The sequence below is a fragment of the Sphingomonas sp. LHG3406-1 genome, assembly GCF_029637485.1.
Taxonomy (GTDB): Bacteria; Pseudomonadota; Alphaproteobacteria; order Sphingomonadales; family Sphingomonadaceae; genus Sphingomicrobium.
Genome location: NZ_CP069128.1, coordinates 2,151,262 through 2,164,762 on the forward strand (window position 1 = coordinate 2,151,262; position 13,501 = coordinate 2,164,762).

General features: G+C 64.1%; 9 protein-coding genes and 1 pseudogene. 8 read left to right on the forward strand and 2 right to left on the reverse strand.

From position 1 onward, the window contains the following. Window positions 1-30: 30 nt before the first annotated feature. On the reverse strand, window positions 31-1,530 hold the full coding sequence (locus JOY29_RS10545) for a glycosyltransferase family 39 protein (protein WP_300973490.1): 1,500 nt from the start codon (window positions 1,528-1,530) through the stop codon (window positions 31-33). 94 nt (window positions 1,531-1,624) lie between these two features. On the opposite strand from JOY29_RS10545, the gene uvrB reads away from it, so the two are divergent. From uvrB to JOY29_RS10560, 3 genes and pseudogenes are all read left to right on the forward strand, one after another. Beyond that, window positions 1,625-3,826, forward strand: coding sequence for an excinuclease ABC subunit UvrB (gene uvrB, locus JOY29_RS10550; protein ID WP_300973491.1), 2,202 nt, complete (start codon window positions 1,625-1,627; stop codon window positions 3,824-3,826). A gap of 112 nt (window positions 3,827-3,938) precedes the next feature. Further along, complete coding sequence (locus JOY29_RS10555; protein WP_300973492.1) at window positions 3,939-5,354, forward strand: hypothetical protein; 1,416 nt, start codon at window positions 3,939-3,941, stop codon at window positions 5,352-5,354. Window positions 5,355-5,396: 42 nt separating this feature from the next. Next, window positions 5,397-6,891: pseudogene (locus JOY29_RS10560) on the forward strand (S10 family peptidase). Here the strand turns inward: JOY29_RS10560 and JOY29_RS10565 are convergent. Next, on the reverse strand, window positions 6,888-7,397 hold the full coding sequence (locus JOY29_RS10565) for a vitamin K epoxide reductase family protein (RefSeq protein ID WP_300973493.1): 510 nt from the start codon (window positions 7,395-7,397) through the stop codon (window positions 6,888-6,890). The pseudogene JOY29_RS10560 and the gene JOY29_RS10565 sit on opposite strands and share 4 nt — an antisense overlap. A gap of 109 nt (window positions 7,398-7,506) precedes the next feature. Here JOY29_RS10565 and JOY29_RS10570 point away from each other — a divergent pair, with 109 nt between their 5' ends. The 5 genes from JOY29_RS10570 to JOY29_RS10590 all read left to right on the forward strand — a co-directional run bounded on the left by JOY29_RS10570 (window position 7,507) and on the right by JOY29_RS10590 (window position 13,441). After that, window positions 7,507-8,388, forward strand: coding sequence for a hypothetical protein (locus JOY29_RS10570; RefSeq protein ID WP_300973494.1), 882 nt, complete (start codon window positions 7,507-7,509; stop codon window positions 8,386-8,388). Between the two features lie 278 nt (window positions 8,389-8,666). Then, entirely contained in the window at window positions 8,667-10,514 is a 1,848-nt protein-coding gene (locus tag JOY29_RS10575) for an AAA family ATPase (protein WP_300973495.1), read from the forward strand. Further along, on the forward strand, window positions 10,450-11,391 hold the full coding sequence (locus tag JOY29_RS10580) for an ATP-binding protein (protein ID WP_300973496.1): 942 nt from the start codon (window positions 10,450-10,452) through the stop codon (window positions 11,389-11,391). Before JOY29_RS10575 ends, JOY29_RS10580 begins: the two co-directional genes overlap by 65 nt. Next, a complete protein-coding gene (locus JOY29_RS10585; RefSeq protein ID WP_300973497.1) occupies window positions 11,391-12,833 on the forward strand; it encodes a response regulator in 1,443 nt (480 codons plus the stop codon). The genes JOY29_RS10580 and JOY29_RS10585 overlap by 1 nt, the downstream gene beginning before the upstream one ends. Further along, on the forward strand, window positions 12,830-13,441 hold the full coding sequence (locus JOY29_RS10590; protein ID WP_300973498.1) for a hypothetical protein: 612 nt from the start codon (window positions 12,830-12,832) through the stop codon (window positions 13,439-13,441). The genes JOY29_RS10585 and JOY29_RS10590 overlap by 4 nt, the downstream gene beginning before the upstream one ends. Window positions 13,442-13,501 lie beyond the last annotated feature (60 nt).

The window sequence follows — 13,501 nt, forward strand, 5'->3', positions numbered from 1 at the left end:
ACTAGCGGAAATCGGGCGAGCAGTCTCGTCTCAGCGCGTGGGCCAGCGGACCGCGCAGAGGCCGACGCGCTCGACGTCCGGGCCGCGCCACTTGCCGAACACCTCCGGCTCGCAACTGGCAATCGGGCGATCGAAGGAGGCGGGCTCGGCGAGCAGGCGCGTCACCTCGAGGCCGCGGCCAGCCCAGACCAGCCGGTGCCAGCGGAGCAGGGGTGCGTAGCCGGTCTCCTCCTGCCGGACGGTGCCCGGGTCGACGACGATGAGGTCGCGGACGCCGCGGGCTGCGAGGGCGGCGAACAGGTCGCCGTAGGTGGCAAGGGCATAATGTTGGCGCGCCGGAAAGCCCTCATAGCGCCACCACATGGCGCGTGCGGTCAGCTGCGATCCGATCAGGCAGAGGGCCAGACCGAGCGCGGCAGGTAGAAGGCGCTCTCCGGCGGTCCAGGGTTCGACGATGTAACGGTCGAGCAGGCGCTTCAGGGCGATGGCCGCAATGATCGCCAGCCACGGGAAAAGCGGCAGCGCATATTGCATCGCGCGGTTGGTCGGCACGCTGTAGACGAGTAGCGCCGTCACCAGGATGCAGCCGGTGTAGAGGGCGAGGACCCGCTCGCGGCGGTTGAGGCCGCGCAGGCCGAGTGGAAGGGCGACGAGCAGGGGGCCGGCGAAGAACCAGCCCTTGCCGAGATGTTCGAAGTAGAAGGTCCATGTGCTGCGGGTGATCAGGCTTTCGGTCAGTCGGCCGACGACGTCATTGTAGGCCACGGCCGCGAGATAGCCGGGGCCGACCGCTTCCCGTGCGGCGTAGAAGGCGAGCAGGGGAAGCAGCGCTGCCGCTGCGGCGAGCGCGTAACGCTGCCACTGGGACAGCACCCGCCCGAAACGCCCGGCGAGCAGGATGAACAGCAGGATCCCGGTGACGGGGATGAAGGCGGCGATGCTCTTGGTGAGGGCGCCGAGGCCGACCAGCGCGCCGCTGGCGAGCAGCAGCTGCCAGGACGGACGTCGCTTGAGCAGCGCGAGATAGAGCAGCTGCAGGCCGGCGGTGACGAAGAACAGGAGCGTGGCGTCGAAGTCGGCGGTGCGCGCGCCATGCTCACCGAAGAAGCCGGGGCTGAGCAGCAGGAGGATGGCGCTGCCGATCGCCAGCCCGCGTGAGCCCGTCACCTTGCGGACGAACCAGAGGGTGGTCGCCAATGTCCCGAGCGCGGCCAGCGCCGACGGCAGGCGAAGCGCCCATTCCGAGGGTCCGAACAGGCGCAGGCTTCCGCTCATCAGCCAGATGGCGAGCGGCGGCTTGGTGTTCCACAGGTCGGGCCTGAAGTCGTAGGTGACGACAAGGCCGAAGCCGCTCAGCGCCATGTCGAGCGCATTGTTGGCGTTGCGCGCCTCGTCGCGCAGCGCGATCGGCGCGGACAGGCCGTCCGAGCCAAGGAACAGGACGGCAAGGGCGAGGAACAGCAGGACGAGATGACCCCAGCTCAGCCCCGTGAACCGGAGGCGTGGGCGAGCCTGTGAAGGTACAGACATGGCAAGCGGCGCGAACACGGCGCCAACATGTAGCGGCGATTTCTTGCCGAACGGTTCCCTTTTCCAAGGGGCCGCTTGGCCCCATATCGGCACGATGGAAATCCAGATCCGCACGACCCTCGCCGAACCGGAGACCGGTGCGGATTTCGTTCCCCATCGCCCGGCGCGGCCGGAGAAGGCGGAAGGCGGGCGGCCGTTCGTGCTCAGGAGCGATTACGAGCCGGCCGGCGACCAGCCGGCGGCGATCCGCGAGCTGGTCGAGGGCATCCGGGAGAATGGCGAGAAGAGCCAGGTGCTGCTCGGAGTTACCGGCTCGGGCAAGACCTTCACCATGGCGCAGGTCATCCAGCAGACGCAGCGCCCCGCGCTGGTGCTGGCGCCAAACAAGATCCTGGCGGCGCAGCTCTACGGGGAGTTCAAGAGCTTCTTCCCCGACAATGCGGTCGAATATTTCGTCAGCTACTACGATTATTACCAGCCCGAAGCCTATGTGCCCCGGACCGACACCTACATCGAGAAGGAAAGCTCGGTGAACGAGGCGATCGACCGGATGCGGCATTCGGCGACGCGCGCGCTGCTGGAGCGGGACGACGTGATCATCGTCGCCTCGGTCAGCTGCCTTTACGGCATCGGGTCGGTCGAGACCTATTCGGCCATGACCTTTTCGCTGAAGAAGGGCGAGATGGCCGACCAGCGCGAGGTCATCCGCAAGCTGGTCGCGCTCCAGTACAAGCGCAACGACGCGGCGTTCAACCGCGGCAACTTTCGGGTGCGTGGGGACAGTCTCGAGATCTTTCCGTCGCACTATGAGGACAGCGCCTGGCGGGTGAGCTTCTTCGGCGACGAGATCGAGGAAATCGTCGAATTCGACCCGCTGACCGGCAAGAAGGCGGCGAGCCTCCCGTCAATCAAGATCTACGCCAACAGCCACTATGTGACGCCCGGTCCGACGATGAAGCAGGCGACCGGCGCGATCCGGCACGAGCTGGAGGAACGGCTGAAGGAGCTGAATGCCGAGGGGCGCTTCCTCGAGGCGCAGCGGCTCGAGCAGCGCACCAACTTCGACCTGGAGATGATCGCGGCGACGGGCAGCTGCGCGGGAATCGAGAATTACTCGCGCTTCCTCACCGGTCGCCTGCCCGGCGAGCCGCCGCCGACCCTGTTCGAATATCTGCCCGACAATGCCTTGCTGTTCATCGACGAGAGCCACCAAACGGTGCCGCAGATCGGCGCCATGGCGCGGGGCGACCACCGGCGGAAGATCACGCTGGCGGAGTTCGGGTTCCGCCTGCCGAGCTGTATCGACAACCGGCCGCTGCGCTTCAACGAATGGGACGCCATGCGCCCGCAGTCGGTGTTCGTGAGCGCGACTCCGGGCCCGTGGGAGATGAACGAGACGGGCGGCGTGTTCAGCGAGCAGGTGATCCGCCCGACCGGGCTGATCGACCCGCCGGTCGAGATCAAGCCGGTCGAGGACCAGGTCGACGATCTGGTGGCCGAAGCGAAGAAGACCGCCAAGGCGGGCTATCGCACCTTGGTGACGACGCTGACCAAGCGGATGGCCGAGGACCTGACCGAATATCTCCACGAGGCGGGCCTGAGGGTCCGCTACATGCACTCGGACGTCGAGACGCTGGAGCGCATCGAGCTCATCCGCGACCTGCGGCTCGGGGTCTACGACGTGCTGGTCGGGATCAACCTGCTGCGAGAAGGGCTCGACATTCCCGAATGCGGGCTGGTCGCGATTCTCGATGCGGACAAGGAAGGCTTCCTCCGGTCGGAGACCAGTCTCATCCAAACGATCGGCCGCGCCGCGCGCAACGTCGACGGGCGGGTCATCCTCTATGCCGACAGCGTCACGGGCTCGATGGAGCGCGCGCTCAACGAGACCAGCCGGCGGCGCGAGAAGCAGGAGGAGTATAACCGCATCCACGGCATCACTCCGGCGACCATCAAGCGCGACATCAGCGACATCATCGCCCATGTTTCGACCCGCGACGGGGTGGTGGTGGACACGGGCGATCCCGACACGCCGCACCTCGTCGGGCATAATCTGCGCGCCTACATCAGCGATCTCGAGGAGAGGATGCGCAAGGCTGCGGCCGATCTCGAGTTCGAGGAGGCGGCCCGGCTTCGCGACGAGATCCGCAAGCTGGAAGAGGACGAGCTTGGCATTCCCGACCACCAGAAGGCGGCGCCCCGGGTCGGCCACTCGACCGAAGGCAAGCCCGGGACGCGCAAGACGCGCTTCGGCAAGCAGCAGCAGATGCGGATGAACAAGCGGGCGCGTCGCTGAGGCCGCGCGACTGAGCCGAGGTCGGCTGACAGGGAGTGCAGGGCGGCCGCAAGCGGCTGATTGCGCTTCGTTCCCGGACCCCCTAGCGTCGGTGCGGTTCAGGGGGACGAGTATGCGTAAGAGTGCGTTGGCGGCGGCGCTGCTGCTGTTGGTTTCCGGCTGCGGCGGCGGCGGCGGGAGTGGCGGCGGGGGAGGTCGTCTCAACTCGGCGCCAACGTTCGGCAATGGCAATTACAGCCTTGCCGAGAACATCACCGTCGTCTCGACGCTCGCGGCGAGCGATGCGGACAATGATGCCCTGACCTTCACCGTTACGGGCGGGCCGGACTCGGGTCAGTTCACCACCAACGGCGCGCAACTGGCTTTCCGCACCCCGCCGAACTTCGAGGCGCCCGCCGATGCGAATGGCGACAACGTCTACCTTGTCACGGTCACGGTCAGCGACGGCAAGGCCAGCGTCAGCGGCAACCTGACCATCGAGGTGAAGAACGACCGCGAAGGTGTGACCGTTCGCCGCATCGCCAGCATCGGCGAGCGCTGGATGGGCGGGACCGTGCTCGACAATGGCCAGGTGATGCTGTTGACCGCCCATAAGGTGCAGCGCTTCGACCTTGCGACCGAAGCGCGCAGCCAGGTGGTGGAATGGTCCGCCGACGACGGCGCCCGCGGTCGCTTCACCTCGATCGCCAGCGCCCGCACCGCCTTCTCGGGCCAGATGCTGGTGACCGCCCGGCTCGCGAACGGACTGGCGGGCATGTGGGCCCTGTCGGCGGCGGGCGGCAACGCCTTCGACAGCTACTGGTCGCCGCCGCTGCTGTCGCTGCCCTACGACAACATGGTCGAGGACGTCGGGGCGACGGTCGGGATCTGCCCGAGCGGCAACAATTGCATCGCCTGGGGCAGCCTCGGCAAGCCGGAGGGCGCGACCAGCGATCGCTATGGGAGCCTGCTGGAACTGCCGTTCAATGCCGATCCCTATGCCGGCGCCACCCTCCAGCTGTTCCAGCCTCCGGTCAGGCGTGCAAGCGGGCTTCGGCTCCCGCTGGCGTTTGCGCTCGGGCCCGATCCGAGCCAGTCTCCCGCCTTCCTCATCCTCGACCAGGGTTCGACGCGGTTCGACGAGATCAACCGGCTCCAGCCCGGCCAGACCGTTGATTTTGGCTGGCCCTATCGCGAGGGTTCGGAAGTGCTGAGTGCTGGCGGCGGTCCCTTCAACGATCCTGAACTGGTCATCGCCCGCGGCAGCGCGGCGAAGCAGTCGCTCGGGGCGACGGCACTCGCTTATTATCGCGGACCGTTGCCGTCCCTCGCGGGACGGATGCTGGTCGCCGGGCGCGACGGGCGCATCTATTCGGTCGCCAATGCCGCGCTGGCCAACGGGACGATCGACGGCGCGGCCGCCTATGAGGACCGGACGGAGGATTTCCAGCCGGACACGGGGAGCCTCGACCATGTGGTGGCGATCCTCAGCACCGGGACCAAGACCCTGCTGCTCGATCGCGACGGGGACCTGTTCATCTTCGGCTGAGCGCGGCAATCTCCTGCCATGTCGAACTCCGGGGGACGGAAGATGATCGCGCACCGGCACCTGCTTGCCGCCCTTCTGCTGGGACTGTCTTCAAGTCCGCCCGCGCTCGCGCAGGACAAGGAGAAGGCTGAAGCGGAAGCACGGGCCTACCAGCCGCAGGTGGTGACGACGCGGCACAGCGGCACCTTCGGCGGGCAGCGGATCAGCTATTCGGCGACGATCGGCGAGACCATCCTCAAGAACAAGGACGGGGTGCCGGAAGCGGCGATCGTCACCACCGCCTACATCAAGGAGCCGCGCGATCCCGGTCGGCCGGTGACCTTCCTGTTCAACGGCGGGCCGGGGTCGGGATCGGTCTGGCTGCAGATGGGCGCGTTTGGGCCCAAGCGGGTCGCCATTCCCTCGGACGCGCGCGACGACGGGGCGCCGCCCTATCCCCTGCTCGACAATCCCGACAGCCTGCTGGACGTCACCGACCTGGTCTTCATCGACCCACCGGGGACGGCCTTTTCCGTCCTGCTGCCGGGAGCCGAGGCGAAGAATTTTTACGGCGTGCAGCAGGATGCGCGCGCGGTCGCCGAGGTGATCCGCCGATGGCTGGGCGACAATGGCCGGTGGAACAGCCCCAAATATCTCGGCGGCGAAAGCTACGGCACCACGCGGACCGCCGCAGTGGTCAACCAGCTGGAAGGCGCGACCTTCAACGATGTCGGGCTGAACGGGCTGATCCTGATCTCGACCGTGCTCGACTTCGGCGCGGGATCGGATGCGCCCGGCAACGAGCTCGGATTCATCACCAACCTTCCGTCGATGGCGGTGACCGCCCTCTACCATGGCAAGGTCAATGGCGAGAACGCCGGGGCCATCGCCGAGACCGCGCGCCAGTTCGCCATCGGTCCCTATGCCGCCTTTCTGCTCAAGGGGCAGAGGGCGGGCGCGGAGGAGCGGTCGGCTGTCCGGGCGCGGCTGGCGCAGCTGACGGGCCTGTCCGAAGCCTATCTCGAGCGCGCCGACCTGCGCGTCACGCCGGACCGCTTCTACAAGGAGCTGCTGCGCGACCGGGGCCTGACCGTCGGCCGGCTCAACAGCCGCTACACCGGGCGGGACTATGACAATGCCGGCGAGGCGCCGGACAATGATCCGAGCTTCTATGGCATCGACGCCGGCTATACGGCGGCGGTGAACAGCTGGCAGCGCGGCGCCCTCGGCTTCCGCACCGACCGGGAATATCAGTCGATCGGCAGCGTCGGGCGGGACTGGGACTGGCGGATCGGCGGGCGCGACGCCAACGCCTATCTCAACGTCACGCCGTGGATCGGCAAGGCCATGCGCGAGAACAGCGGCCTGCGCGTGCTGGTCGCGCAGGGGTGGTACGACTTCGCGACGCCCTTCTTCGCCGCCGAATATGCGCTGACCCGAACCGGCATTCCGCAGGACCGCGTCCGCTTCACCTGACGCCGGGCACATGATGTATGTCCGCGACGAGGACCGTGTGAAGCTCAGCCGCGACGTGAGGGCCTTCATTCGCGGGCGCTAGGTCGCGAGCGCCTTCGCCGCCCGTGTCGCTTCCGGCAGGCTCAATGCCGCCGTCGCCGCGCTGACCAGCGTCGCGACCTGGCACCAGCTGCACAGCGCCTTGTTCTCGGCCCATTCCTCCCGGGCGAGCTTGAGGCAGGTCGCGAGGTCGTACCAGGCCTTGGCTGCGAGGGCGACGGGCAGGAGGGGTTGCCGGGTCGCCCGCTCGGCGCCGCCGGCGGCAGCGAGGGCGGCGGTCGCGCCATAGGTCAGCACCATCAGGGTCGCGTCCGGCATCTGCATCCGCCGATAGGCATAATCGGAAGCGTCGACCTTTTCGGCGTCGAACAGCTTGCCGGGAAGGATGTCGGGCAAGCGCTTGACGATGCCGGTCTGGTAGAGCGTCACCACCCCGCCGATGGCGGCACCAACGAGACTGAGGCCGATGGTCCAGCGGCGGCGGGTGAGGTCGGCCGACTGCCCCTCGCGAAGCTCGCGGCTGAGGTCGGCGGGGGCAATGCGGTCCATCTTCTTCTCCCGGTGAGGTCGGGCTAACAACCGTTGGGACGCCGCGCCGTGCCATCGTCAGGCGCAGCGGGGCTGGTGTCCGATGTGGCGGGTGAGGGAGAGACGATCGATGGCCGGATTGTTGCTATTCGCGGCGGTGGCGCAGGCGCTTGCCCAGCCGGCCGCTCCGGCGACGGGGATCGTCGGCCACTGCCGCTTCGACATCGAGCAGCTGAGCTTTGCCGGCAGCCCTGCCGATCAGGCGCGGTGCCTGATGGAGCCGGTCGGCAAGCGCGGGAAGCTCGGGCCACCGCTCAAGCGGCTTCCGACGGGCCTGTCGAGGGTGCTCGAGCGGGGCGAGCCGCTGCCGCCTAGGGACAAGGTGGCGGCGCTGCTCGTGGCGGAAGGGATCGACATCGGCGGTCTCGACGAGCCGCTGTCGCGGGCGCGCGACGGCGATTCCGCGGCCCCGCTCGCCCGCTACTTCGTCATCCACGACACGAGCACGCCTTACTACCAGGATCAGCCCTTTCCGGCGGATGTGGACAATGATGCGAGGGTCAACGACTTCGCGCCTTACTTTCCGGTCGGCGCGGATCCGGAGCGCTTCCCGGTCGCGCATGTCTTCCTCAACCGGCTGGGGGTGGTGAGGATCGGGCAGCCCTTGTCGCGGCCGTGGCGGGCGACCAAGCTCGAGACGCGAGTGATCGGCCTTCCGGCGAAGGGGCTGTTTCTCCACATCGAGACGGTCGCGCCGCGGCGGCGGGATCCGGCGATCGAGGGCTGGAACGACGCGATCGCGCCAAGACCGGGGTTCAGCGCGCGCCAGTATGACCGGCTGGCCATCCTGTACATTGCGGCGAGCGTTCGGGCGGGGACGTGGATGATCCCGGCGCAGCATGCGACGATCGACCAGGGCCTGCCGCAGGCGCACGACGACCCGCAGAACTTCACCCTGAAGCAGTTCGACCGCGCGCTACGGAAGCGGCTGGCGGCGCTGAAGCGACGCTGAAAAGTGGTCGGGGAGAGAGGATTCGAACCTCCGGCCCCTGCCTCCCGAAGGCGTATCCCCTCGCCGCATACGAGAGCAAGGGGCATTCTCGTTGAGGCACAGGATAGCACCTGGACCTGTGCTTTCCGCTAAATTTCAGTAGCGAAGGTTCAAGTTGAACCTCGACCCCTGTCTAGCGCCTGACTTGTTTGCTCAGGATCATAAACGACTGTCGAGAGCTTCACTACGACGCTAAGTGAGAGTTAGAGCTATGCGGTAGAAGGGCGAAGGTAAACGGGGTGTGGATCGAATCAATCAGGATCGAGGGCGGCTCGCTTGATGGTTTCCGGCAAACCCTAAGTCGCGGACTGAACGTACTCATTGGCGGTCGCGGCACTGGCAAGAGCTCGGTGATCGAGCTCATTCGCTTTTGCCTGGGCGCTCAGCCCTCTTCTGATGCGATTGCAAAAGAGGCTCTCGAGCACGCCCTCGGCGTTTTGGGTGATGGTAAGGTTGTTGTAGCGCTGACGAACGGCCACGATCGGGTGGAAGTTTCCAGAATCGCAACCGATGACGATGACAGCTGTCCCCTGGAAATTCTTCCGCCGTTTGTTTTCTCCCAAAAGGAAGTCGAACAGATTGGCGCCCGCTCCCAGTCCCGAATGCGCTTAATCGATGGATTCATAAGTGGAAGGACTGTAGCTGTCGCAAAGCGCGCGCCTCTGGATGCGCGGATTAAGTCAGCATCGACGGAGATTCGCAGTCTCTTGGCCGAGGTTGCAGACATCAGCGAAAAGCTCGTGGCTTTGCCGAAGCTGCAGTCCAGACTAACTGAGCTTCAACATCAAGGCGCGCAACGTGCCGGCAGCAAAGAGCTAGACGGCCTTCGACAGCAGCTGGATCAACTAACGCCACTTCTTAGCGCCGCCACCGTCCGAGCAGGATCGATCTGCCGCTCAGCTGAGAAGCTTGTGGAATGGACAGACGAGCTCGACCTGTTGGTGAGCCGGAGACCAACCATCGAACCGTGGCCAGCGCAAGCTGTCGCAGGGGATCAACTTCATCCCCACAGAGCGGAATTAGAAACCAACCACCAGCGCGTCATCCATGCGATTGCAGAATACAGGCGCATCGCTGCTGACCTTCAAACCCTCCAGCAGAGAGAGACCGAGGAAAGGGCCACCCTTGAGGGGCAAGGTCGTGAGGTCCGGCAAAAGATCGAAGAACATCAGAAGGGCGCAAGCGTGCTCGATAGGCAGATCGCCGATCTCAGCCAGGAAATGGCCGGGTTAGGCGCTTTGTCGGACCTGAGAGCACAGAGATTACAGCGGATCGAACGCCTGCAGGCAGAGCGACAGGTCGCCCTGGAGGAGTTGCATGCGCAAGGTGCCGCGCTGACTGCAGCTCGCCAGCAAGTCGCGAGTGATCTGACCGCGGCTCTGGCGCCCGCGATCCGTGTTACCGTGAAGCCACTTGCAGACTATCGAGCGTACATAAGCGTACTGAACGCGGCGCTCCGAGGGAGCGGACTGCGATATCGTGAGCTCGCCGAACGTATCGCCGAGACGTTTAGCCCTGAGGAAATAGCCGTGCTTGCAGAGCGCGGTGACGTTTCCGCCATCAGCAAGGCTTTGGAAATAAACGATGAGCGGGCGGCGCGCCTGACCGAAAGCTTACGAGGAGACGCGGGCGCCGATCTCTTGGTAACAGAAGTAGGCGACGAAGTTCTTATCGAACTTCTCGATGGTACCAGCTTCAAAACCACCGACTTCCTGTCGATGGGCCAGCGCTGCACAGCCGTCTTGCCAATAATCCTCCAGCACGAAGAACGAATCATCGTGCTGGATCAGCCTGAAGACCATTTGGACAACGCCTTCGTCGTCGGAACGCTCGTGAAAGCGATCCGCGCTCGCAGCGGTTCAGCGCAAACGATCATCGCGACCCATAATCCCAACATTCCAGTTCTGGGAGGCGCCGACTGGGTCGGCCACCTTGAGTCGGATGGTGACCGCTGCTTCGTCCAGGTCGCCGGGAGCCTAGATGACGCTGAGATTGTAAATTCCATCACGAACATAATGGAAGGTGGCCGAGAAGCCTTCCAGCGGCGCGCAGCGTTTTATGCCGAGAGTGGCGGTGATGGGCTCTGACATTGCCCGCAAGTTAGAGTCGCGCGACCCGCGCGACAGGCTCGAAGCGGCTCGATACCTGGCCGAACACGCAGACAACAAACAAATTGTCCTTATCGAGAAGGCCCTTGCCGTCGAACCTGTCGCATGGGTGTCCAGCGCCCTTAAGCGCGCACTTCAGCGCGCCCGACCCGATGGTGACGGGCTGCGAATGCAAGAACGAATAGATCTTTCGCCAGATCAAACCGCGCAAATCTACTCTGACGCCCTGGAAGCTACAGCAAAGCAGATCATCCACGAGATCGAGCCGATACTCGGCGCCATCCGTTTGTCCGCCGAAACAGAGATCGGTGATTTCGAAGGGTCAGACACAAAGCGCGGATTGGAACGAATGGAAGCCCTGGTCGCGGCGCTCGCTCGGTTGCGTCAGGCCGCAGGGGCGCCAAAAGTCCAGGAATTCGCTTTAGACCAATGCATTTACGCTTGGATTGCTGAGGAAACGGAGTTGAAACCGGTGAGCGTGTTGCGGGCCGGTCCGCAGCAGACGGTCGTCGAGGGTGACAAAGGCTTGGTAGGCTTGGCGTTCGCCAATGGCCTTCGTAACGCCGTGGACGCAACGCTCGCTCTCGCGGTCGAGAACAAGAAATACCCCGAGATCACCGTCAATTGGGGTGTCACCGACGTCGACGTTTGGGTTGCCATCGTCGACAGTGGAATTGGGTTCCGCGGCAATCTTACGCGCGCATTTGAAATAGGCTCGACAACCAAAGCGGGACATCTTGGCATGGGCTTGGCGACAGCTCAGCAGGCCATGACATCGCTGGGCGGAACCGTCCGCCTTATACCGGGCGAAATCGGAGTTCGGTTTGAGATGCGCTGGCCAAAGGCGACCGCGTAATGCGGGTCTTGCTGGTCGAGGATAACGTCGACTTTGCGCAGGTGATTGAAAAAGCCATTCGGGCAATTCCAGGCTGCGAGCTCGCTTGGAAGCGGAGCAAAGCCAGCGCTCTCGCGGTACTCGATGAAGAGCACTTTGACGTGGTCCTGCTCGATCGACGCATACCAACGGAAGACGGGATTCTCGACGATCACCAGGACCACGGCTGGGCCGTGTTTCAGTTTATCGTGGAGCGCCTACCCGGGACTTCTGTTTGGTTTCTTACCGGGACCGTCGACGCCGACTTTCCAACGGAGGTCCTCAACGCACACAGCCGTCGCGGCGACATCCATGCATGCGGTCGTGAAGATGCGATCTATCAAGTTTTCTGGAAGGACCGGATGACCGACTGTGTCGCTGCCGTCCGGGCATTCCGAGCGGACGTCCAGCACACGGAGGCAATCCACTTAGCGCAGGTCGGAACTCCGGCGAATTTGCGTGCTGAGGAGGAGCGGCTTCTAAGATTGTTCGGTCGATCGCACGGCGGGGCGCGTGTTGAGGTACGCATTCTGCAGGCGGGGCTATCTGGGGCTAGAGTGCTGAGAGTGTCTGTTCTGAATGCAGCGGGCGCCGTCATGATCACATCGGTCGCTCGCATTGGGACACACGGAGAAATCGCGTCAGAGCGCGACAAATATCGAACCGAGATTGTGAAGCTTGCTAATGGGGCGTTTCCGCCGGTCACGGCAGATCTCGATCTGGGCGCGGCTGGGTTCGCGGCAATCTTCTATCAAGTGGTCGGAAACGAAGTCCGGTCACTCTTCGACGAATTGACTGCTGACCCGGCTACCGCTGCCGAGGCTGTGAATCGGCTTTGTGCGGACCAGGCGTCTTGGCGCGGGGCGCGGCAAACGGAAATGGTCAGGGTATCGACCGTGCGGCGAGATCTCATTGGCGACGTGGCCTTGGAGCTCGTCGCACCCTTGCTCGACGGTATCGACATCGCTCCAGTCGAGCTCGTCGAGATTCAAGTCGCGCGATCGGTTCAACATCGTGACCTACACTGCGGCAACGTTCTTTTCGATGCCAACGGGCGCCCTATGGTGATCGATTACCCGGACACAGGCCGGACCGCAGCGTGTCTTGACCCCGTTTCGCTTGAGTTGAGTACCATCTTTCATAAGGACGCACCCGATCGAGCGGGTTGGCCAACGATCCACCAAGCCGAGAACTGGCCTGATTTGGACGGATTTTGCGGAGGGTCGATCTATGAGCCATTTGTAAGAGCTTGCCGAGCGTGGGCCGTCGACGCGGCCGCATCTCAACAGGAGGTTCTCGCGGTCGCGTATGGCTACGCGCTTCGGCAGTTGAAGTATGATGATACGGACAAGGCGCTCGCAAGAGCGATAATTCGCGGCTGCATCGCGCAGCTCCTGGGTGGCGGCTCGACCGACAAAGAATGACGCTCGCTATGAAAGAATACGGGCGCGCTGAGGTCCTCCAAGCTCACCTTGGACTAACCACCTCTGTTGCGACGAAGATTGCGGCTATCCTTAGCTTCGCGGGCGCAATCGAACATTTCGTCGAACGAGCGATTTGGAGGTTGAACGGCATCGATCCGCGCGGGACTAAGCCCGATACCGATGGCAAGGTGATTAGCGATCTGATCGGAATGTTATCGCGTTTTGGCGAAACGCTGGTCGATGAGGATGATCGCACGTTTATTGCAGCCTGGTGCGAAGCGGCTTCCTACGGCTTCACTATACGCCATAACATCGCGCACGGCGTTCCCATCAAGGTCGGTGACACGCTTGCATACATGCGTAATCCGCGGTGGGAGGGAGAGCAGCGAAGGCGTGAGTTCGGCGACTTCTGGGCCGAGCAGGCCTCTGTTGAATTGGTGTGCGACGCTATGGCGGTTCTCTATCGGTCTATTTTCAGCCTTTCAAGAGCCGATGCGAAGATAGAGGATGTCGCGACGCACTCTGCGGTGCGTGCCTTGCGAACGGCGCGGTCTGTTCTTGGTGAGTTCGCCAGCCAAACGTACAATCCGAGTTACGAAAAATATTGATTCTTTGGCGGGCGTTGGCGGGCCTGCGGCTCCTCGCCACTCTGACTACCATTTAGGTTA